Consider the following 21,947-nt stretch of genomic DNA (forward strand, 5'->3'; position numbering starts at 1 on the left):
TAACAAGTGTCAGCGCGATTTAGGACGGATCACAGGCATAAAAAAAGCCGCTACTTAGCGGCTTTTTTTGATGTTTCATATTACTTCGCAATTACACTTGAGTCCGTAACTGGTAACTGTAGCCCTTTAGAAGCTAAGTAAGTCGCAACTTGCTTCTGCATCTCAGCAGTCGCTTGTGCGTGGCCTTGAGCCGTTCCACCAGTTTGCTGATCAAATGAAGGGGTTAGCAGCGAGCTATGATGGCCTTGTGAGAAGTTAACCACATATCGTCCAGCAGTGCCGTCAGTTGACTGCTGTGACTCTGTGACCGTTTCTAATCCCATCATTGCAGCCAAAGGTGTGCTGCCGCCAAGCGGGTTGCGCGGTAATGTTGTCGCAGGAATAACTTGGTCACCCTTATTCTCACCTTCACCGCCAACCACTACGCTCATATACATTGGCGTATTTACTGCGCGTACAAGCGGCGCGTAATTGAGAGGATCAGCGCTGTCCAACACGGTTTGTGATGCGTAGGCAAATTGATCAACTGTCGCGTTAATCGCACCTATAGACGCCAAGTCACCTTCCGCCTCTAAATTAGCAACAAAGGTATTGTATGCACATGCTGCAAATGCACTTGCACTACCTGCAAACGCGCTACAATCAGCCACTGCACCTTCTTGGAGGTAACCGCTAAACTTTTTAGACACAGCTAAATCTGACGCACCTTGCAGCACAGCAGTTTTAACAACCGGTCCAAAAGAAGCAGACTCAACTAGGAAGTTTGCAATGCCCGCACCACCACTAGACAATGCCGCAGGCCCTACCTTAAACAGCGCCTCAGCTTGTTTCAAACGTTCATCAGTAAACGGTAAATTAGCGTGTGCAATAAAGCTTGGCGCAACAATTGAGCCCAGTGACTGACCAACAAAGCTCACGTCGTGTGTATTAAAGTTAAGTGGCACTTGAGATGCCGCGTTAATAGCATGCAAGCCCAGTCTTAATGCTAATAAATCAGCTGTAGATTGACGTAAGTTATCACGCGCAACTAATAGTGACTGCAGATTCATGTAGTGCAGCACGCTTTTTGTCGACGCATTGAACTCGTCGTTGCCATCACCATCAACATCAATACCGCGCTCGCCATGTAATGGGTGGTCAATAGCGACCGTTGCAAAGCCAGCTTGAGACAGTGCTAACGTTAGGCCAAGCATATCTTCTTTTTTACTGGTAATTCCATGCTGCATGATCACAACACGGAAACCAGTTTCGGGTGCTGGTGACAACGGGAATGTGATTTGCACTGGTGCATTCGCAACCCACTGCTCTTCAGGAATAGGATTGTACTTAGTAACAAACTTTTGTGCATCCAAACCAAGGTCACGAAGTTGACCTCCGGACAGTTGTTGACACTGTTCGTCTAACGACCCAGCTGCCGGCTCTGGAAGCTGGCCACCCGCTGCAGCCGTTGCGGCCATAACAGCGACACCATTGTCACATTTTGCTTGCCAATAAGTATCAGCCAATGCAGCGCTTTCACCATTTTTCGGTCTTGAAAGATATTGTGGTAACTGGATGTTACCTTTTAGATACCTAATACCACCAGCTGCTTGAAGCAACTCAGGAGGCAGTGTTGCAGCAAGACCAAACTCTTCAAATTTGTCTGCAACCGAAACAAAGTCTTGCTCAGCTACCGTCACCATAGGTTGGCGCTCTGTATTAATCGTTGCGGCAAGTAACTGCTTGATGGAACCAACAACAGCACCTGTAGACTGAGTTGTCATTGCCGCTGTATACACAATCTCTTCAGCGCTAATTGATTCACTCGCAACCAATGCTCGTTCATAGCTGCGAATGACAGCTTGAAGCGACTGCTGAGCGTCGGTCACCAGTGGTGCTTCTTGTCTTAGCAATGTATAGGTCGATGAAGGAGTTAGACTACGTCCACCGTCGATGCCATCTTTAATATTTGTCGTCAAGACGGTAATGTACGTGGTATTCGTCTTAAATGGCTTAACAGGTATAATATTAATGTTCTGGCCATCGCTACTTAACTGAGATACGAAATCCCCAGTTGGACCAAACGTCAACTCACTGACGACACGACAGGCAAGTGCAGGCGTTAACTGAGCACACGCTTCAGTTTGACCATCATTACCCATCGCAACTTCAAAAATTCTTACCGCGCCTGGGGCTGCAACCGTCGCGGCGTCAATTGTCACGCCTGAAGGAGTATTCAAGCCAATTTGATATGGCATTTGTGTAGACCAACCGTCTAAACCACCGAGCGCTAGAGAAGGGTCTGCGTAACTCGCACGTGATACCTGGGGCTTTGAATCACCATCTAGCTCTCCTGGTATATTTAGTGTGCCATCTTGTGTCCCGCTAAACAGAATATCATTGGGGACGGAAATAACACCATTTGAGGGATCAAATTTAACCGATGCAACCGGTGTTACAGGTTTGGTGTCTTGCTTTACATCTTCTAGCGTTTCACCGCCACCACAGCCTGCGAGGGCGGCTGAGACAGCAAGTGGTAGTAACAGTTTCTTCATTGTTTTGGCTCCGACATAATTTTATTATTATTGTTTCTCGGTCAGCGCCTACATTTGCCTCTATGTTGTAAGCACAAATAAGCCGCCGAGAATAATTCGTTAAAACTATGTAATTTTGCTTTTAATAAGACATTAGACCAGTTTAACTTAACGCAAAGTGTAGCCTTTCGCCACTCCTATTTGCAATAAATTCGATAACTTGCGCCATGACTATGATAAAATATAGCAAATGTATTTGTTCGAGGTCCAATATGCAAACATATAATGCAGCTAACAACGCGTTAGAAAATAAAGTGATTTTGGTCACAGGTGCGGGTGATGGTATCGGCCGTATTGCCGCAATTAATTATGCGAAACATGGCGCCACTGTGATTTTGTTAGGGAAAACTACCAGCAAATTAGAGGCTGTATACGACGAGATCATTAACGCAGGTTACCCAAAACCCGCAATTGTACCTTTGGACTTAAAAGGCGCGACAAAACAACACTACAGAGACTTAGCTTCTACGATTGAACAGCAGTTTGGTAAACTGGATGGCTTACTTAACAATGCGGCAATTTTGGGAACAATGGGCCCTCTAGAACATTTCTGTGTATCGACTTTTGAAAGCGTGATGAAGGTGAATGTCACTGCACAAGCCATGATCACGCGTTTTCTTTTCCCGGTTATGCGTAAGGCCCCAAGCGCATCTATAATTTTCACATCCTCTGGCGTTGGTCGCCAAGGCCGTGAATTTTGGGGCGCCTACGCTATCTCAAAATTTGCGACTGAAGGTATGATGCAAACTTGGGCCTGTGAAGTGGGAAAAACAAACATTCGTGTCAACTGCATTAATCCTGGGGCAACTCGCACCAGTATGCGTGAAGCCGCTTTTCCTGGCGAAGACAGAGACAAGTTGAAGACAGCTGAAGACCTTATGCCAACTTATTTATATTTGATGTCTGATGACTCACTAGAAGTAAATGGCCAATCAATCGATGCACAGCCAAAATAGACATCTTTATTTAATCAAAAGCTAAAAACAAAAAAGGGCCTAAAGGCCCTTTTTTAATGTGCTTAATATTATCGACGCTTGTTTTGCTTCAAACGTTGATTGTGCTTGTGTACTGCTTTTCTAATACGGTTAACTTTTGCGCGTTTATCTTTGCGCTTTTCAGGCATAACAGACAACTTAGTTTGCGTTTCAGGTCTCAAGCTCACAGATTTGCGCAAGTAATTGACATCTTCTAACTTGAGCTCTTCCCACCCACCTTGTGGTAGACGTTTATTCAGTTCAAGCTTACCATAACGCACACGGATCAAGCGTGACACTTCAACTTCTTGTGATTGCCATAAACGACGTACTTCGCGATTACGCCCTTCTGTTAGCGTTACATTAAACCACTTGTTGATGCCTTCACCACCACGCGGCTTAATTGATAAAAACTTAGCTGGGCCATCTTCTAATTCAACACCTTGTGAAAGTGTTTTCAATGTTTGATTCGTGACTTCACCAAATACACGTACCGAGTACTCACGCTCTACCTCGTACTTAGGGTGCATTAAACGGTTGGCCAACTCACCATCATTGGTAAACAGTAGTAGGCCTGATGTATTGATATCTAATCGGCCGATTGCAATCCAGCGATCACCTTCTAAACGCGGTAGTCTGTCAAATACCGTACGGCGGCCTTCAGGGTCTTTACGCGTACACAGCTCACCTTCAGGCTTGTGATACATTAAAACTCGGCAAATACGCTCTTCTTTTTGCTCGATCTTAACCACATGGCCATCCACTCGGATCACCGCATTTTCTTCGACTCTGTCGCCTAACTTAGCAACTTTACCATCAACACTGACACGGTTTGAATCGATATATTTTTCCATTTCACGACGCGAACCTACACCCGCGCGCGCTAATACTTTTTGTAGCTTTTCACTCATTCTGATGGTTCTCTCACAGAAGGATCATTTAACATCTGATCTAGCTTCTCACTCTGCAACTCTGGTAGTTTTGGTAACCCATCCAGACCCGACAATGAAAAGTAATCTAAAAATAATTTGGTTGTCGCATACAGCGCCGGTTTACCGGGGACTTCTTTATGACCAACAACTTTTATCCACTGCCGCTCTAACAAACTCTTCATAATGTTGGAGCTGACAGTTACACCTCGTACCTGCTCTATTTCACCCCGAGTGATCGGTTGACGGTATGCAATCAACGCAAGTGTTTCTAAGGTAGCGCGTGAGTACTTCGGTGCTTTTTCTTGCCATAGCATATTGAGCCATGGGCTCAAGCTTTGACAAGCTTGAAAACGGTATCCTGTCCCAACTTCGACTAATCTGACACCTCGCGTTTGATAGTGCTCAAAAATTGTCTCGATAGCTTGATTTATTCGTTGATCAGATACATGGATATCTTGCAGCACAGTTTCTTTCATATGCTTTTTAGATAGCGGCTTATCTGCCACAAATATTGCAGCCTCAACCAACTCGACAAGTTGTTCATCACTGACTCGGCGTTTCATGTCACTTTAACTTCAATAAGGCTAGTCGAAAGCGCGGTATTATGACAGAGCTAGGACGACTCTTGTAGCTTTAATGACAAATAAATTGCACTGCCTAAGTTGACTTGTACAATTGAAATTAATTGCTCTTTAAGCAATTCAAGCATAGCGATAAATGTCACAACTACACCGCTTCGTCCCTCTTGTACACTAAATAAACGACTGAATTCGACCGGGTTAGTGTGCTCTCCTAAATATTGCAAAATCATCGACATGCGCTCCCGCGTTGACAGAGCTTCGGCGCTGACTTGATGATGCTCAAACTGCTTCGCTCTTGCCATCACCTCAGTCATTGCCAACAGCAGTTCTTTGAGTTCGACATCGGGAAAAGATTCATCACTTTGTTCGGTATCTTCAATCAATGCACGAGCAACAAAGATATCGCGTTCCACACGAGGAATTTTATCTAAGTTTTCAGCGGCCACCTTAAACTGCTCATATTCTTGCAACCGTCTCACTAACTCCGCGCGAGGATCTTCTTCTTCTTCAAGCTCTTCATGGGTTGGTAATAGAAGCCTCGACTTAATTTGGGCCAACAGCGCAGCCATCACCAGGTATTCGCCAGCCAGTTCTAGCTGCAATTCTTGCATCATTTCTACATAGCGAACGTATTGCTGCGTGATACTCAAGATAGGCAGCTCTAAAATATCCAGCTTATGCCGCTTTATTAAGTACAACAAAAGATCCAGAGGACCTTCAAAGCTCTCGAGGATCACTTGAAGCGCATCAGGGGGAATATAAAGATCTTCTGGCTTTTCTAATACGGCTTCACCGTTTAAAAAAGCCAGCGGTGGTGTTGGCGAAGTAACGTCAGTCATATCTATTCGAAAGGTGCGGCATCGCCACAGCCATGGCGTAATATCTCAACACTATCCTCTGACATATCAATCACTGTTGTCGCTTGCTCTATTAAATAGCCACCATGGACGATGAGATCAACATGCTTTTCTAGCTGCATGCGAATATCATCGGGATCAGATTCTGTAAACTGCTCTCCTGGTAAAATCAATGAACACGACATAAGCGGTTCATCCAACTCTTCTAAAAGCGCGCTCGTAATCGGATGTTCTGTAACTCGTATTCCGATGGTTTTTTTCTTATCGTTAATCAATCGTTTTGGTACCTCTTTGGTACCTTTTAAAATAAACGTATATGGACCAGGAGTATTGTTCTTAATTAGTCGGAACATCTGATTGTCGACACGAGCATAAGTAGATAGCTCAGACAAATCACGACACATTAACGTAAAATTGTGGTGCTTTTCGATGCCTCGAATGCGCTCAATTCGTTCTTTCGCCTGTTTGTTGCCCAAACCACACCCAATGGCATACCCTGAATCGGTCGGATAAACGATTACCCCTCCCTTTTGGATAATCTCAACTGCTTGGCGGATTAATCTAGCCTGCGGGTTATCTGGGTGGATATGAAAAAATTGACTCATGCTAACATTCCTCTGTGGCTCCCCAAAATTGCCAGACGCCTTGGCAATCTTTTGGTAAGTATAGGTTTCTTCCTAGATCTAACCAGCTGGTTGGATAATGAAAATCAGATCCTTGACTGGCCAGTAAATTATATTCTTGAGATAACTGGCCAAGAAATTGTCTTTCACTAGGCGCTTGTTGAGGTTGCGCAACTTCCATGGCTTTACCACCGACAACAGTGAATTCATCCAACAGTTTACGCAACCATTTGTTGGACATTTGATAACGCCCGGGGTGTGCTAATACAGCAATTCCACCAGCCCCTTGAATAGCATCTATGGCTTCGCTCATTGAACACCAACTGCTGGGAACATAACCTGTTTTATTGCGTGCCAAAAACTTTTTGAATACGCCTTGAATATTTTTCGCCACTCCGCGTTCCACCAGCGCCTTTGCAAAGTGCGCACGGGTAATTTCAGCTCCGTTAGCCAATTCTAACGCTTGCGTATATATACCTTCATAGCCTCGCTTTTCTAGCCTTGCGCCTATCTCTTTTGCTCGTTCTCGACGCTTTTGTTGCTGTGAAGTCAAAAGTGCTTGCAATTGAGGGTGGTTAATCTCAATATTAAGCCCAACAATATGGATCTCAAAACTCTCCCACTTGGTCGAGATTTCAACGCCAGAAACAATTTTTAAATCAAGGTTTTGCTGGGTAATATAGTCTAGTGCGACTGGTATTCCTGCAACGGTATCGTGATCGGTTAAAGCCAGTACATCAACGCCCTTTTCTGTTGCCCGCTCAAGAAGCTCAGGTACCGTTAAACGCCCATCAGAAAAAGTGCTATGACTGTGTAAGTCATACTTAATCAAAGTTTTCCCCTTAAAAACAAACACCCGCAGTATACCATGGCAAACTTATCCAAGTACGGTTTTATTTACCATATACATAGCGAGGTCTGATTACTCGGACTCCTTTACTAGGTCAAAATGCTTATTATTTATAAGTAAACCATGCTATTGGTTATTTTTTAATAATAGTGCTTGACAGTTTGCACCTGAGTAGGGTTTACTGTAGGTACTTAAATTGACATAACGAAATCTTTACAAATGAATCTAACACAAAAAACAAAAATCGTTTGGTGGTGGCACTCGTAACTGCGGGTGTGATTCGTTGTGTCTAACGACTTTAAACCCGCGCTGAGTACGCGGGTTTTTTTATGGAATTTTTATAGTGATTAACAATTTTTGCAACAATTCATCTACAAAATCTTGGTGGTGGTGCCTGAATTAGCGGGAAGGCATTGTTGTAACTAAATACACCCCCCGCAAGTTAAAATACTTCGGGGGGTTTTTTGTACTAAAGAGGAATGAGGTTTGATTTTTAGTCATATAACTACAACACCGGGTGAGGTGACGAGTATAAGGCAGCGGCGCGATTATATCGCAAGCCCCCTGTCTTTATATGCGGCCCTGAATAAGCCCAATTCACTGTTGTTGGAGTCTGCAGAAATAGACTCCAAAGACAATGTCAAAAGTATTATATTGGCCGATGCCGCACTGCGTATTGAGTGCAATGGCCTTGAAGTGAAAGTACGCGCGCTCTCAAACAACGGTGAGCAGCTGTTGAACTACTTGGCAGACCAAGTAACCAACTGCACTGTTGTTAAAGAGTACGCGGTACTGACACTGACATATAATGCCCAAGACTTATCTTTAGATGAGTACAGTAAACTGAAGGCCGACAACGCGTTTAGTGCTTTACGTACTTGTATCAATTCAATAAAAAGTAACTCAGACACGCCATTTTCTGTTTTTCTGGGTGGTGTCTTTGCCTATGATATGGTTGCAAACTTCGAAACTTTGCCAGCTGTACCTGATGGTAAAAACGACTGTCCTGATTACGTATTTTATCTGGCTGAAACTTTGGTCATGATTGACCATCAAGCCCAAACGACAGAGTTAATTGGCAATGTATTTAATGGCCCAGATGTCCATGCAAACTGTTTCGAAGTTGGTAAACAACTAGAAGAGCTCAATCGCCAGTGTGATGCATATGAGTCTTACAAAGAAGACCCTGAGCAAATATCACATGATGTGACTGTCGACATCTCAGATGATGTATTTAAAGCTCAGGTAACTCAGCTTAAGAAGAACATTGTTGATGGAGATATTTTCCAAGTTGTTCCATCTCGCACTTTCTCTTTGCCTTGCGAAAAGCCGTTAGCTGCGTATAAGCACTTAAAGAAACAAAACCCAAGCCCATATATGTTTTATATGCGTGATGAAAAATTTGTGTTGTTTGGCGCGTCTCCGGAATCTGCACTCAAATATTGCCAAGATAGCAATCAAGTTGAAGTATACCCAATTGCTGGCACGCGACCTCGCGGTAAGTTTGCCGATGGCTCTATCAATCCGGATTTAGATAGCCGTATCGAACTAGAGTTACGCGACGACAAAAAAGAACGTGCCGAACACTTAATGCTGGTTGATTTGGCTCGTAACGATGTCGCTCGTATTAGTGTACCTGGCACTCGTCATGCGAAAGAATTATTGAAAGTTGACCGCTACTCGCAAGTTATGCACTTGGTATCTCGTGTCGTTGGTCAATTGAAACCTGATCTCGACGCGCTTCATGCATATCAAGCCTGCATGAACATGGGCACCTTAGTAGGTGCACCAAAAGTGAAAGCAGCACAGCTGGTTCGTGATACCGAGCAACAGCGCCGAGGAAGTTATGGTGGTGCCGTGGGGTACCTAACCGGTGACGGTGCGATGGACACGTGTATCGTAATACGCTCTGCATTTGTGAAAAATAACACTGCATATGTTCAAGCTGGTGCTGGGGTTGTTTATGATTCAGATCCGCAATCTGAAGCAGACGAAACCAAAGCAAAAGCAAGCGCGGTAATAAAAGCCATACAGTCTAGCTATCAAGGAGTGGGTCATGACGCCTAAAGTATACTTTTTAGATAACTTTGACTCATTTAGCTACAACTTAGTTGATGAACTATCTCAGCTTGGCAGTGAGCTTGTAGTATATCGTAACCATATTGATGCACGTACCATCTACGACAAAATGTGTAATGAAACTGCACCTGTGGTGTTGGTATTATCGCCAGGTCCAGGTAAACCAACCGAAGCTGGTTGTCTGCTTGAACTGATTGAACTGTGTAAAGGCAAGTTCCCAATGCTTGGTATTTGTCTTGGCCAGCAAGCGCTGACGCAAAGCTATGGCGGTACAGTTGGTCATGCTGGTGAAACGGTACATGGTAAATCTTCCCAGATTGATGTGGAAGAGCATCCTGTTTTTGCAGGGCTAGGTAGACGGTTCCCAGTGGCTAGGTATCACTCTTTAATGGCTACAAGCGTGCCTGATTGCCTGAAGATCATCGCTAAATACCAAGATATCCCAATGGCCGTATATCATGAAACTGACAAGGTAATTGGTTACCAATTCCACCCAGAATCAATTTTAACGCCAGATGGTGCCAAGCTATTAAAGCAAAGCATCGATTACTTGACCTGTTAGGAGGCAACATGGAAAGTTTAAATCAACTAATTGACCAGCATTCATTAAGCTTTGAGCAAGCTACTGAGCTTTTTGGCCAAGTAATGCAAGGACAGTTATCTGAAATTGAATTAACTGCTGCACTTATTGCGCTAAAGATAAAAGGTGAAACGGCATCTGAAATAGCGGGTGCGGCGAAAGCGATGCGCGACCACGCCGTCGCTTTTGATAATCGTGGGCTTTACTGCGCAGATAGCTGCGGTACGGGTGGTGACGGAACGAATACCATCAATGTCAGTACGACGGCTGCAATTGTTGCTGCGGCGTGTGGTATCCCTATGGTCAAACACGGCAACCGCAGTGTCTCAAGCAAGTCTGGATCAGCTGACTTGCTACGCACTTTGGGGATTAATCTAGAGATGAGCCCTGAACAAGGGGCAAACTGCCTTGAAAAGACCAACTTCGCCTTTTTATTTGCCCCGCTCTATCACAGCGGTGTGAAACACGCGATGCCAGTTCGTACTAAGCTAAAAACTCGCACCTTGTTCAATATTTTAGGTCCGCTAGCAAACCCTGCAAAACCGCAACTTCAATTGCTCGGCGTCTATGACCCTAGTTTGTGTCGCCCAATGGCTGAAACGCTAAAAATGCTCGGCACTGAACGTGCAATGGTTGTGCATGGCGCTGGGTGTGACGAAATTGCACTACATGGCACAACCTTGGTGACAGAGCTAAATAATGGCGAAATCACTGAGTATGTCCTGACACCCGCTGACTTTGGGTTAGATAATTATTCTTTGGAAGAAATTGCTGGCGATACGCCAGAGTACAATGCCCAAGCAACTCGCGATATTTTAGATGGCAAGGGTAAAGCGGCACACAATGCAGCTATCGCAGCGAACGTAAGTGCACTTTTAGTTATGTCCGGTAAAGTAGATAACTTAAAAGAAGGTACTAAGTACGTACTTGACATATTAGCTTCAGGAAAGTGTGCGCAAACACTAAAAGCCATTGCGGAGGTTAGTCATGGCTAATGTATTAGAAAAAATTGTTGCGGACAAAAAGATTGAATTAGAAGAGCGTAAAATGACTCTGCCACTCAGTGAATTTCAATCTTTAGTAAAGCCGAGTGAACGAGACTTTTATGGTCAAATGTCTAAGCCGGGCATACAGTTTATTTTGGAGTGTAAAAAAGCCTCTCCTTCAAAAGGACTTATCAGAGATAACTTTGATCTAGATGAAATCACTTCTGTCTATGCCAAATACGCAACGTGCATCAGCGTGTTGACAGACACTAAGTATTTCCAAGGCAGTTTTGATTACTTGAGCTATGTGCGTAGTAAAGTTGAACAACCACTCATCTGTAAAGACTTTTTCATCGATGAATACCAAGTCTATTTAGCGCGTTTAAAAGGTGGCGATGCAATTTTACTCATGTTGTCCGTTTTAGATGACGAGACATATGAAAAGCTAGCCGCGCTTGCACACTCTCTAAATATGGCGGTATTAACAGAAGTCAGTAACGAAGAAGAAGTACACAGAGCGTTGAAGCTGGATGCAAAGCTTATCGGTATCAATAACCGCAACCTTAGAGATCTCAGCACTGACTTGGCAACCACTGAGCAATTAAGAAAACTCATCCCGAATGATAAAACAGTTATCTCGGAATCTGGGATCTATACGCATAGCGACGTTAAACGCCTTACTTCACATTGCAATGGGTTTTTAGTCGGTAGTTCTTTAATGGCTGAAGATGACTTAGAAGGTGCATGTCGTAAGCTTATCTTAGGTGAGAACAAAGTATGTGGCTTGACTCGCATTGATGACGCAGTTGCAGCTTACCAAGCGGGTGCTGTATACGGTGGTTTAATTTTCTATCCTAAATCTCCAAGATTCGTAGATTTCGATTGTGCAAAAGCCGTTGTTGACAGCGCCCCTCTCAAATATGTCGGTGTCTTTGTCGATGCGCCTATTGAGCAAATTGTAGACTATGCACAAAGCTTGAGATTGAGCGTTGTACAACTACACGGTCATGAATCACAAGCGTTTGTAAGTACATTGCGCAAACAACTACCTGTCAATTGCCAAATCTGGAAAGCACAGGGAATTGTCGATGAGTTTCCGGCACCTTTTGACGAAGTTGATAAGCACCTTTACGACACCAAAACTGCATCTGCTTTTGGCGGTACCGGTAAAGTTTTCAATTGGCAATTACTTAAGAGCGCTAAAAAGCCATTTATGCTTGCAGGTGGCCTCAATGCTGACAATGTTAACGACGCATCCTATTTAGGTGCAGCAGGTTTTGATCTTAATTCAGGGGTAGAAACGAGCCCCGGTAAAAAGTGTCCAGAAAAATTACGCGACGCTTTTAACAATATTCGAAAATACTGAGGTGGATAGAATGAATACAGGATATTTTGGTGATTTTGGCGGCATGTACGTCCCAGAGTTACTCGTACCAGCACTAAAGCAACTGGAAAAAGAGTTTGAAAAAGCGCAGCAAGATGAGAGCTTTAAAGAAGAGTTCTATGCACTATTAAATGAATATGCAGGTCGCCCGACGCCACTAACGCTGTCTCGCAACTTAATTAAAAATCCAAAAGTTAAGCTCTATTTAAAACGTGAAGACTTATTGCATGGTGGTGCTCATAAGACCAACCAAGTATTAGGTCAAGCGCTATTGACCAAGCGCATGGGTAAACAAGAAGTGATTGCTGAAACAGGCGCGGGTCAGCACGGTGTTGCCACAGCCCTTGCATGTGCGCTACTGGGATTAAAATGTCGTGTATACATGGGTGCCAAAGACGTCGAGCGTCAACAGCCAAACGTATTTAGAATGCGCTTAATGGGTGCTGAAGTCATTCCAGTGACAGCGGGATCTGGTACCCTTAAAGATGCCGTCAATGAAGCATTACGCGACTGGTCTGCCAATTATAAAACCGCACATTACCTGTTAGGTACTGCCGCTGGTCCACACCCATTCCCTACTATTGTGCGAGATTTCCAACGCATGATCGGTGAAGAAGCTAAACAACAAGTTATCGAAGCTGAAGGTCGTTTGCCTGATATCGTAATGGCTTGTGTTGGTGGCGGTTCAAATGCGATTGGTATGTTTGCAGACTTTATCGATGAAAAAGACGTTAAACTTGTAGGTATAGAGCCTGCTGGTAAAGGTTTAGATAGCGATGAGCACGGTGCAGCGCTGTGTAAAGGCAGTAAAGGTATTCTGCACGGAGCATATACGTACATTATGCAAGATAGCGACGGTCAAATTGAAGAGTCTTATTCCGTATCAGCAGGTCTTGACTACCCTGCAGTGGGACCACAACACGCTTACTTACATGAAACAGGTCGTGCCGAATACGTTGGGATCACGGATACCGAAGCATTAGATGCGTTCCAAGCTCTGGCAAAAAATGAAGGTATTATTCCGGCGCTTGAATCCAGCCATGCCCTTGCTTATGCATTAAAGTATGCAGAACAGCAAACTGAAGAAACCGTAATTGTCGTAAACCTAAGTGGCCGTGGAGACAAAGACCTTGCCCATGTACACAACGTATTAAATGAGCGAGGTGCACTATGAGCCGCTACAGCAACTTATTTACACGCTTGAACGATGCAAGACAAGGTGCATTTGTACCGTTTGTAACACTGGGCGATCCGACTAAAGAAATCAGCGTAAATATCGTAAAGAGCTTAATCGATGGCGGTGCCGATGCATTGGAGCTAGGTATTCCTTTTTCTGACCCAATTGCCGATGGACCAGTTATTCAAGCGGCAAATATTCGTGCACTTGAGAGCAAAATTAATACCCAAGATTGCTTTGATATTATTCGAGAGATAAGAGCGTATAATGCCGATATTCCAATTGGGTTGTTGCTTTATTCAAACTTGATTTTTGCGCAAGGACTTGAGCACTTTTATCAGCAAGCTAAAGAAGCCGGTGTTGACTCTATTCTAGTGGCTGACGTGCCTTTGCATGAATCTAAAATGTTCAGACAAGCCGCTCAGCAAGCCGATATCGAGCCGATATTCATAGCAACACCAAATGCCAGCGATGATACATTACGTCAATGTGCAAGCTATGGACGCGGCTATACATATTTGCTTTCTCGTTCTGGCGTAACTGGTACAGAAACAAAAGCGGAAATGCCAGCGGATACCATGATCAATAAACTCCATGACTATAATGCAGCACCTGCATTATTAGGATTTGGTATCTCTGCCCCTGAGCACGTTCAAGCAGCTATTAAATCTGGTGCGGCAGGCGCGATTTCAGGCTCTGCGGTTGTGAAAATAATTGAAGATAACTTGAATGAGCCAGCACTGATGTGCGAGCGTTTACGTGAGTTTGTTGCAACCATGAAGGCTGCAACAGCGAAGTAACCGTGATTAATCAGCTAGGGCATCTTTAAATGCCTTAGCTGGTTTAAATAACACTTTATTTTGACCTTCGATAATAATCTCTTCCCCTGTCTTAGGGTTTCTTCCTGGTTTGGCAGGATGATAACTTAGTGTCAACGTACCAAAACCAGATAAAGCAACAGGATCGCCTTCTGACAAACGTTTTGTAATGGCATTTAAAATACTGTCCAAAGCAGCTTTTGAATCCTTTTTAGTCAGCTCATTGCGCGCAGACATCGCTGAAACTAATTCACTCTTATTCATTGAGTTCTCAAATTATTTTTAATGTGTGCGGAGGCTAGAAGTTTAGCATCAAAAAGTCAATCTTGAACTTAATTCCATAACTTGCTAAAACGCAATAGAGGCATGTTAATAAGAGTGATTAAATGGCATTTATCCTAGAGTATTTACCCTTAATTTTATTTTTTGCAGTCTATAAGCTTATGGACATATTTTGGGCTACAGGTGTATTGATCATTGCATCGCTGATCCAAATGACCTGGCAGTACATTAAACACGGTACGGTATCTCAACGGCACTGGATATTTTTTGCTATTGCCTTGTTGCTAGGTGGAATGACTATCCTGTTTCAGGATGAAAAGTTCATTATGTGGAAGGCCACAATTATCTACGCATCACTTGGCGCTTCCCTTCTGATATCGCACTACCTATTAGGAAAAAATCTGACAAAAAAGGCTTTACTTGGGATCCTCGATAGCGCCATGAAGCAAATGCAGCAAACAAATGAAGATGCCGACTCTCTGCCCAAAAGGCAAAAAGCAGAGGATCTCCCTATTCCTACAGCACTGTATGAACGGCTGAACTTAGCATGGTCGATATTATTTTTCTTTATTGCCGTTTTGAATCTCGTAGTCGCTTATTATTTTCCGCTAGACTTTTGGGTGAACTTCAAAGTATTTGGGTTAATGGCAATTACCTTCGTCGCGGTGATGCTGACAATTGCGACAGTTTCAAAGTATCTACCTGAAGATGAGTGATTAGAATAGTTGGAACTGCACCACACATACAGCTGAAGGCCTTTCTCAACTTGGGCCACTAAAAATTTCCAACCAATGTAATAGCCCTTGCTATATTTTAGTCAACAGTGTTTTTGCATTTGGGTGATCTTTTGAACGCACATCAATACCGTTGGTTTGAGTTATTTTCGGTCTTTATTCTACTTCCCTGTATTGCTTATCTTTTTCGCGCGGAGCTCGCAAACTGGCTTTTTCCAGCCCTTATCACACTAATGGTAGTATGTACCTACCTGCTGCTTGCTGATCCGCACTTTAAGCGCTTTAGGCTAACCAGTTTAGGGCAGTTTTCCGCTATAAAAAAGCGGCTGTTTTCGATGTTTTTTATCGGCGCATTATTCTCAGGCATGCTGTATGGCTTAATCAGTCAGGAGAGTTGGTTTGACTTTCCGATCAACTCTACTCTTGATTGGTTGGTGTTGCTCATCGCCTATCCGATTTTATCGGTACTGCCTCAAGAGCTCATTTTCAGAAGTTACTTTTTCCATCGGTATAAACGTATCTTGCCTAGCAAAACAGTCAGGGTAGTCCTCAGTGCCAGCCTATTTGCGTTTGCACACTGTGTCTATGATAACTGGATGGCCATTGTATTGTCTTTTCTAGGAGGTCTGTTGTTTTCATATACCTACGCCCATAGCCGCTCTTTAGCAGTATGTGTTTTAGAGCACAGTTTATGGGGGCTGTGGATATTTACCATTGGGGCTGGAAAATATTTGGATGCGGGAGTTACTTTTACGTAGCTGTGAGGCTACAGCCTCACAGCTACGTATTTATTAGAAGCCGAACAAACTCACAGCGAAGTACTTAGTCGCTACTGTATTGACGAATATAACTAATAGAATGACTGGAATAAAAGTCGACAGCGAAAAGTTCACATACTTCTCCATAAAGCTCCCTTTATAGTTTTCGCAGCCCTGTGACAATTCGTCTGAAAGACTTGCCTTTCTCCAGCGGTAAGTAACAAATAAGCAGAGTAACAAGCCGTTGAACGGTAAGATGGTGTCGTAGAATACGTCTGACACAATATCAAAGAAGCTCTTATCAACACCACCGTACTGGGTAAACTTGGTAAGCCATTCAACCATACCGAATGACATTGTGCACATAACAGTTAAAATGCCCGTTGATACCGCTAACACTGTAAGAGACTTCTTACGGCTGTAACCTTTGGCTTCCATTAAGCTCGCAGTCGGAACTTCAACAATCGATACCAATGATGTAATCGCTGCGAAGAAAACTAATAAGAAGAAAATGCCCGCTACAATTGATGCACCTGCATACCCGATATCAGCTTGCATAGTCAGAAATAGCTGAGGCAAGTACACAAAAATCATAGAAACCGATGAATCTGATAACTCTTCAGGATTAACATTAGGGTTAAAACTAAAAATGGCTGGCAGCACCATTAGACCTGCGATAAACGCAACTAGTGAGTCTGTAACAGCAACCATTTTGGAGCTGCCGACAATATCTTCTTTTTTGGAAATATAGGATGCATATGTGATCAAGATACCCATACCCAAAGACAGCGAGAAAAATGCTTGTGACAAAGCACCATTTAAAACACTGGCATCCATTTTTGAAAAATCTGGAACTATGTAGTAACGCACGCCCGCCATCGCATTATCGAGTGTTAGTACATAACCGACTAAACCAATAAGGAGTACGAATAATGCAGGCATCATCAGCTTGGCGGCCTTTTCAATACCCTCTTTAACGCCACCAACTAAGATCAAATTAACCAATACAACAACACCAGCCATGTAGCCAAATACACTGTATTCATTAATGAATATGCCAAAATTATCTGAGTTTGCTAACTGGTCTAGATTACCCGTTACGGTTTGCACTAAATACCCAAATATCCATACCGTAACCACCATATAAAAGACAGCGATCATAAATGGCGTCAGAACCGCCAACGCACCAGCAAGTGACCACTTTTTATCTCCGCCAGTTAAAGAATGGTAAGCACCATAGGGGTCTTTTTGCGCTTTTCGGCCAAGCGCCATTTCAGCGATCATGACAGGCAAACAGATAAATATAACAAATAGAGCGTAAACAATTAAAAACGCGCCGCCACCATTTTTTGCAGCAGATACTGGGAAGCCTACCAGATTTCCGATCCCCACAGCGGACCCTGCCGCTGCTAAAATGAAACCCAGCCGAGAGCTAAACTGCTCGCGATTCGCACTCATTAAAACAACCTTATTATTATTTTTTCACGATAGTCGAAGGACTGTACCAGCCATAGCCTGAGGATTTCAAGTATAAATCTAGATTCTGATCAGATAACGTCATTTCATTTACATTTGGGGACAATCCAGTCTATGATACGAAACACAAAATTAATTACGCATTATTTCTGATTATTATGCTTTACATGATTTACTCAACGGACGTAGAAAACTCTCTCGAAAAACGTATGAATGCGCGACCTGCTCATCTTGAACGTTTAACCGAACTAAAAGAACAAAATAGATTGTTTGCTGCTGGTCCATTACCTGCAATAGATGATGAGAACCCAGGAGAAGCTGGGTTTACAGGTTCATTGGTAATTGCTGAGTTTCCCTCTTTAGAAGAAGCTCAAGCTTGGGCCAAGGCAGATCCTTATATTGAAGCAGGTGTGTACGCGAGCAGCGTAGTCAAGCCATATAAGAAAGTACTCCCTTAACAAAAGTTCAGCACGGGTTAAGACAAATCTCTTTACCCTGCTGTCCAAGATGTTAAGCAACCCCTACGTGGAGCTTAAAATGCAGTTGCCTTTATGTTTTGCAATGTTCATTTTTGTTTGTTCCCTGATTTTTAATCAGGCACATGCAACACCGCAAGACACCATAAGTAAAAAAGAAGCCGTACAATTGGCAACCACCAAGCAGCCTGGGAAAACACTAAAGATTTCTCTCGAAGGTGATTACTTTGTTGTGCGTATACTTCAAAGCGACGGCAGAATTATTGATGTAAAAGTTCACAAAGTAACGGGTGAAGTGAAGAAGGATTGACGATGCGAATTTTAGTAATTGAAGATGACATTCAGCTAGCCGAAAACCTCCGCAATGTGCTGGAAAAAGAGAAATACAGCGTTGACCTATGTCACGATGGCGAAAACGGCCTTTTTCACCTGACAGAGTATCCGCTGGACTTGGCAGTCGTCGATTTGGGTTTACCTAAGTTAGATGGCATTGAGTTGATTAGACGAGCACGTGCGCAAGATATCAAAATTCCAATTTTGATTTTAACCGCTCGAGATCGTTGGCAAGAAAAAGTCGAAGGTTTAGATGCAGGTGCCGATGACTACCTCACAAAACCATTTCATGTAGAAGAGCTTATAGCTCGCTGCAACGCTTTAATAAGGCGCAGTGCAGGTCAAGCTAACCCTGAAATTAGCATTGGCCCAATCACTTTACATACGCGCTCTCAACAAGTTTTTGTCAATGATAGAGAATTGTCGCTGACCGCTTATGAATACAAGGTGCTTGAGTATTTAATGGTGAATCCGCACAAGGTCATTTCTAAATCAGAGCTTACAGAACATATCTATGACCAAGATTTTGACTTAGATTCCAATGTAATCGAAGTTTTTGTCTTACGTCTGCGTAAAAAGCTTGACCCTGATGGGACACTAAACCCTGTAGAAACCTTACGTGGTAGAGGTTATAGGTTTAAAACCCAGTGGTAAGTAGCGCACAAGTTTCTCTCAAAATAAGACAAGGATTTATCCTTGTCTTTGTCTTAATTGTCGCGCTTCCCGCTTTATTTTTCTCAATTGGACGTGCCTATTACGCCACGTTAGTCGATGCCACTGAAAAAACATTAGAAGCGCACCTTTATTCTTTGATCTCTGAAGTAGAGTTTGTCTCCGATGGCATCTCTATGCCTAGAACCATACTCGCTCCTGAGTTAAATCGTTTAAATTCTGATACGTATGCACTGGTATATCAAGAAAACACGCTTGTTTGGTATTCAGAATCGGCGGTTAGTCTTACCGTTACACCTGATGTGTCACAAACCCAAGCCGGTGCATCTGAATTTAAAAAAGTACGATACAGTGGTGAAGACTTTTGGCAATTAAGTTTAACCGTCATTCTAGGTAATGCCGAGCAATCACAACAAGCCAAATTTATCTTACTCAAGAAAAATTCCGCCCTGCTTGCATTGATGTCAGAATTTAGAAACACCTTGGTCAATTGGATGCTCATTATGGGCATCGTGATTGCGGCACTAATGGCATTTGGTTTTGTCTGGAATGCCCGCCCTCTGCAACGACTGGACAAAGAAATAAAAGAAGTCGAATCAGGTGAACGCGATAAAATATCCGGCCTCTACCCTGTTGAGCTCAATACCATAAAGGCTGACCTCAATTTGCTGCTTGATTCGCAAAGGCGTCAAAAAGAACGCTATAGAGCATCGTTAAGTGATCTTGCCCATGCCTTGAAAACACCACTTGCAGTGCTAAAATCAAGCCCTCTGGCAGCCGATACAGAAGCTCAAGAGCAACTAGATCGCATAAACGCCATGATAGAACACCAGCTGAAACGAGCGGCCACAGGCGCATCTGATACGTGGAAAAAGCAAACTAAGGTCAAACCCGTCCTGGATTCAATTCTCAATGCAATGAGTAAAGTATACTTAGATAAGGGGATCGCGTTTACAACTGACTGTGAGCAAGGTGCAGCTTTTCTAGGCGATAAAACCGATTTGATGGAAATATTGGGTAATATCATCGATAATGCTTGTAAAGCATGTGCGCATAAAGTTGATATTACTGTTAAAACAGACGCCAAAAAAGGCATCGCATTTGTTATTGGTGATGATGGCCCAGGCATTCCTGAGAACAAACGAGATGAGCTTTTACAACGAGGCTCGAGACTAGATACTTATGAAGCAGGACATGGTGTAGGTATGGCAATTGTCTCGGATTTAGTCGCCTCTTATCATGGGCAAATCATTATTGATTACAGTGAGCTTGGTGGCGCCGAATTTACGATAGAGTTTAACTATGATCAAAACCATTAATATTTTTCTATTTTTCACAATAGTATTTAGTTATGAAACGCTGGCTCGTTCAGAAGCGCTAACCGATTGTAGTCACCTAGAGTCAGACCACCCACAAAAAGCAAAAAGATACCTAATGTGCTTAGATGGTAATATCGAATTACTTGAACGCAGCCGTCAAACGTGGATCACCAAGTTGCTCATGGATACTGAAGAACTTGAGAAGAATACTGGTAATACACAATTGATGCCCATCATTAAGCGTAGCCTGCTTAGTCAGAGCCGATATATGGAAGACTCCTGCAAATGGCGTTACCTAAAAGAGCTCCCTAACTCAACAAGAGCAGCTAAAGTGTTTAAGCGCTGTAAGATTTCCTTCTTACAGCAGCATGCGCAAGAGTTACAGGCTAATTTTTAGCGTCTTCATAGCTACCAAGCATGGTCGCCAGCCAGCGGCCATCTTCACTATTTTCCAGACCAATTTTTACAACCATAGTCAACGGCACTGATAGCAACATACCAACAGTCCCTAATAACCATCCCCAAAATATCAGTGAAACAAACACCACTAGAGTCGAGAGACCCACGCCTTTACCCATATATTTTGGTTCAATTATATTCCCCATAATAGTGTTAATAGACAAATAGCCCGCCGCGACAAGACCACTGATAACAGGCCCATGTGTAACAAGTGCCAATAATACCGGAGGGACAGCCGCTATTATGGATCCAATATTGGGAATATAATTCAATAAGAATGCCAATACACCCCACAAAACAAAGTAGTCCACATCAAGGAGCCATAATAACAAACCTGCCAGTGTGCCTGTCGCTAATGAAACCACTGTTTTAATTGCTAGATAACTATTAATTGAATTTAAAAAGCGGTCAATTTGCTGCATCTTCATTTGTGGGTCATCCAATGCGACATGCACTTTTTTGCTTAGCATAGGTGCTTCAAAAAGCATAAATACGACAGTTAACAAAATGAGGAAAATATTTGCCATCACACCACCAAACCCCGCAAGCATATTGGTGGCAACGTCGATCATTTTACCAGGGTCAAACAGGGATATTAGCTGCTGCTTATCAATTAATATATTGTACTGCGCCGCTGTATCAACTAGCCAAATAAATTTACCCTGTAATGCTTCCCGGTAGCTCGGCAGCTGCTGTGAAAAGTCATTTAGTGACTGCCCAACCAATCCGGCGAGACTCATGCCTAATAAAGCTACAAGTGCAATAATAATGACAATGGCAGCGCCTTTGGGGATCCGGTAGCTGGCAAAGAACTTTAATAATGGGTTACAGATAATCGCAATAAATGCAGCCAAGATAAATGGCACTAAGATATCGTTTGCCAGTTTTATTCCTGCCAATACAATGAATAATGAAGCCATAACAACTAGGCTCTTGTTTATTCCAGTCAATGATGACACTGTTGATCCTTATGCGCAGTCGCAACGTTGAAGATAAAGTTAACACATAACTTTCGAATGTTTCT

General features: G+C 43.2%; 23 protein-coding genes. 14 read left to right on the forward strand and 9 right to left on the reverse strand.

The features are described 5' to 3' along the window. Positions 1–80 precede the first annotated feature (80 nt). A complete protein-coding gene (locus MHN81_RS02745; RefSeq protein ID WP_239424982.1) occupies positions 81–2,534 on the reverse strand; it encodes a VolA/Pla-1 family phospholipase in 2,454 nt (817 codons plus the stop codon). Between the two features lie 251 nt (positions 2,535–2,785). Between MHN81_RS02745 and MHN81_RS02750 the strand changes: the two genes are divergently transcribed. After that, positions 2,786–3,529: a YciK family oxidoreductase gene (locus MHN81_RS02750; protein WP_239424983.1), complete on the forward strand. Its 744-nt coding sequence runs from the start codon at positions 2,786–2,788 to the stop codon at positions 3,527–3,529. A 68-nt stretch (positions 3,530–3,597) separates the two neighbouring features. Here MHN81_RS02750 and rluB read toward each other — a convergent pair whose 3' ends face one another. From rluB to MHN81_RS02775, 5 genes are read right to left on the reverse strand one after another with little or no spacing between them, the layout of a single operon-like run. Further along, positions 3,598–4,458, reverse strand: a complete 861-nt coding sequence (gene rluB, locus MHN81_RS02755) for a 23S rRNA pseudouridine(2605) synthase RluB (RefSeq protein ID WP_023400342.1) — start codon at positions 4,456–4,458, stop codon at positions 3,598–3,600. After that, entirely contained in the window at positions 4,455–5,042 is a 588-nt protein-coding gene (gene scpB, locus MHN81_RS02760) for an SMC-Scp complex subunit ScpB (protein WP_023400341.1), read from the reverse strand. Before scpB ends, rluB begins: the two co-directional genes overlap by 4 nt. Positions 5,043–5,092: 50 nt before the next feature. Continuing rightward, entirely contained in the window at positions 5,093–5,899 is an 807-nt protein-coding gene (locus MHN81_RS02765; protein ID WP_239424984.1) for a ScpA family protein, read from the reverse strand. 2 nt (positions 5,900–5,901) lie between these two features. Next, entirely contained in the window at positions 5,902–6,522 is a 621-nt protein-coding gene (locus MHN81_RS02770; RefSeq protein ID WP_023400339.1) for an L-threonylcarbamoyladenylate synthase, read from the reverse strand. Between the two features lies 1 nt (position 6,523). After that, positions 6,524–7,372 carry a PHP domain-containing protein gene (locus tag MHN81_RS02775; RefSeq protein WP_023400338.1) on the reverse strand — a complete coding sequence of 283 codons (849 nt, stop codon included), beginning with the start codon at positions 7,370–7,372 and terminating at the stop codon, positions 6,524–6,526. Positions 7,373–7,876: 504 nt separating this feature from the next. Between MHN81_RS02775 and MHN81_RS02780 the strand changes: the two genes are divergently transcribed. Genes MHN81_RS02780 through trpA form a run of 6 tightly spaced genes read left to right on the forward strand, consistent with a single transcriptional unit; the run spans position 7,877 to position 14,396 of the window. After that, positions 7,877–9,457, forward strand: coding sequence for an anthranilate synthase component 1 (locus tag MHN81_RS02780; RefSeq protein WP_023400337.1), 1,581 nt, complete (start codon positions 7,877–7,879; stop codon positions 9,455–9,457). Next, positions 9,447–10,031: an aminodeoxychorismate/anthranilate synthase component II gene (locus MHN81_RS02785; protein ID WP_023400336.1), complete on the forward strand. Its 585-nt coding sequence runs from the start codon at positions 9,447–9,449 to the stop codon at positions 10,029–10,031. The genes MHN81_RS02780 and MHN81_RS02785 overlap by 11 nt, the downstream gene beginning before the upstream one ends. An 8-nt stretch (positions 10,032–10,039) precedes the next feature. Next, on the forward strand, positions 10,040–11,044 hold the full coding sequence (gene trpD, locus MHN81_RS02790) for an anthranilate phosphoribosyltransferase (RefSeq protein ID WP_239424985.1): 1,005 nt from the start codon (positions 10,040–10,042) through the stop codon (positions 11,042–11,044). Beyond that, positions 11,037–12,401, forward strand: a complete 1,365-nt coding sequence (gene trpCF / locus MHN81_RS02795; protein ID WP_239424986.1) for a bifunctional indole-3-glycerol-phosphate synthase TrpC/phosphoribosylanthranilate isomerase TrpF — start codon at positions 11,037–11,039, stop codon at positions 12,399–12,401. The genes trpD and trpCF overlap by 8 nt, the downstream gene beginning before the upstream one ends. Before the next feature lie 10 nt (positions 12,402–12,411). Further along, positions 12,412–13,593, forward strand: a complete 1,182-nt coding sequence (trpB, locus tag MHN81_RS02800) for a tryptophan synthase subunit beta (protein WP_023400333.1) — start codon at positions 12,412–12,414, stop codon at positions 13,591–13,593. Then, positions 13,590–14,396 carry a tryptophan synthase subunit alpha gene (gene trpA / locus MHN81_RS02805; RefSeq protein WP_239424987.1) on the forward strand — a complete coding sequence of 269 codons (807 nt, stop codon included), beginning with the start codon at positions 13,590–13,592 and terminating at the stop codon, positions 14,394–14,396. Before trpB ends, trpA begins: the two co-directional genes overlap by 4 nt. Positions 14,397–14,402: 6 nt before the next feature. On the opposite strand, the gene MHN81_RS02810 is transcribed toward trpA, so the two are convergent. Continuing rightward, complete coding sequence (locus MHN81_RS02810) at positions 14,403–14,678, reverse strand: HU family DNA-binding protein (RefSeq protein ID WP_023400331.1); 276 nt, start codon at positions 14,676–14,678, stop codon at positions 14,403–14,405. A 122-nt stretch (positions 14,679–14,800) separates the two neighbouring features. Between MHN81_RS02810 and MHN81_RS02815 the strand changes: the two genes are divergently transcribed. Both MHN81_RS02815 and MHN81_RS02820 read left to right on the forward strand, forming a co-directional pair. Then, positions 14,801–15,412, forward strand: a complete 612-nt coding sequence (locus MHN81_RS02815) for an inner membrane-spanning protein YciB (RefSeq protein ID WP_023400330.1) — start codon at positions 14,801–14,803, stop codon at positions 15,410–15,412. Positions 15,413–15,543: 131 nt separating this feature from the next. Beyond that, positions 15,544–16,188 (forward strand): CPBP family intramembrane glutamic endopeptidase, encoded by a 645-nt coding sequence (locus tag MHN81_RS02820; RefSeq protein ID WP_239424988.1) that lies wholly within the window; start codon positions 15,544–15,546, stop codon positions 16,186–16,188. 33 nt (positions 16,189–16,221) lie between these two features. Here the strand turns inward: MHN81_RS02820 and MHN81_RS02825 are convergent, their stop codons facing one another. Continuing rightward, entirely contained in the window at positions 16,222–17,646 is a 1,425-nt protein-coding gene (locus MHN81_RS02825) for a sodium-dependent transporter (RefSeq protein ID WP_239424989.1), read from the reverse strand. A 176-nt stretch (positions 17,647–17,822) separates the two neighbouring features. Between MHN81_RS02825 and MHN81_RS02830 the strand changes: the two genes are divergently transcribed. From MHN81_RS02830 to MHN81_RS02850, 5 genes are all read left to right on the forward strand, one after another. Continuing rightward, positions 17,823–18,122: a YciI family protein gene (locus MHN81_RS02830; protein ID WP_239424990.1), complete on the forward strand. Its 300-nt coding sequence runs from the start codon at positions 17,823–17,825 to the stop codon at positions 18,120–18,122. A gap of 79 nt (positions 18,123–18,201) precedes the next feature. Then, the gene (locus tag MHN81_RS02835) at positions 18,202–18,450 is read left to right on the forward strand and encodes a PepSY domain-containing protein (RefSeq protein ID WP_023400326.1); all 249 of its coding nucleotides are present in this window, start codon (positions 18,202–18,204) and stop codon (positions 18,448–18,450) included. A 2-nt stretch (positions 18,451–18,452) separates the two neighbouring features. After that, the gene (locus MHN81_RS02840; RefSeq protein ID WP_023400325.1) at positions 18,453–19,127 is read left to right on the forward strand and encodes a response regulator transcription factor; all 675 of its coding nucleotides are present in this window, start codon (positions 18,453–18,455) and stop codon (positions 19,125–19,127) included. After that, complete coding sequence (locus MHN81_RS02845) at positions 19,121–20,464, forward strand: ATP-binding protein (RefSeq protein ID WP_023400324.1); 1,344 nt, start codon at positions 19,121–19,123, stop codon at positions 20,462–20,464. Before MHN81_RS02840 ends, MHN81_RS02845 begins: the two co-directional genes overlap by 7 nt. After that, the gene (locus MHN81_RS02850; RefSeq protein ID WP_023400323.1) at positions 20,448–20,861 is read left to right on the forward strand and encodes a hypothetical protein; all 414 of its coding nucleotides are present in this window, start codon (positions 20,448–20,450) and stop codon (positions 20,859–20,861) included. Before MHN81_RS02845 ends, MHN81_RS02850 begins: the two co-directional genes overlap by 17 nt. On the opposite strand, the gene MHN81_RS02855 is transcribed toward MHN81_RS02850, so the two are convergent. Beyond that, entirely contained in the window at positions 20,851–21,882 is a 1,032-nt protein-coding gene (locus MHN81_RS02855; RefSeq protein ID WP_036976696.1) for an AI-2E family transporter, read from the reverse strand. The two genes, MHN81_RS02850 and MHN81_RS02855, sit on opposite strands and share 11 nt — an antisense overlap. Positions 21,883–21,947 lie beyond the last annotated feature (65 nt).

Source organism: Pseudoalteromonas sp. Of7M-16, from assembly GCF_022347805.1.
Taxonomy (GTDB): domain Bacteria; phylum Pseudomonadota; class Gammaproteobacteria; order Enterobacterales; family Alteromonadaceae; genus Pseudoalteromonas; species Pseudoalteromonas luteoviolacea_F.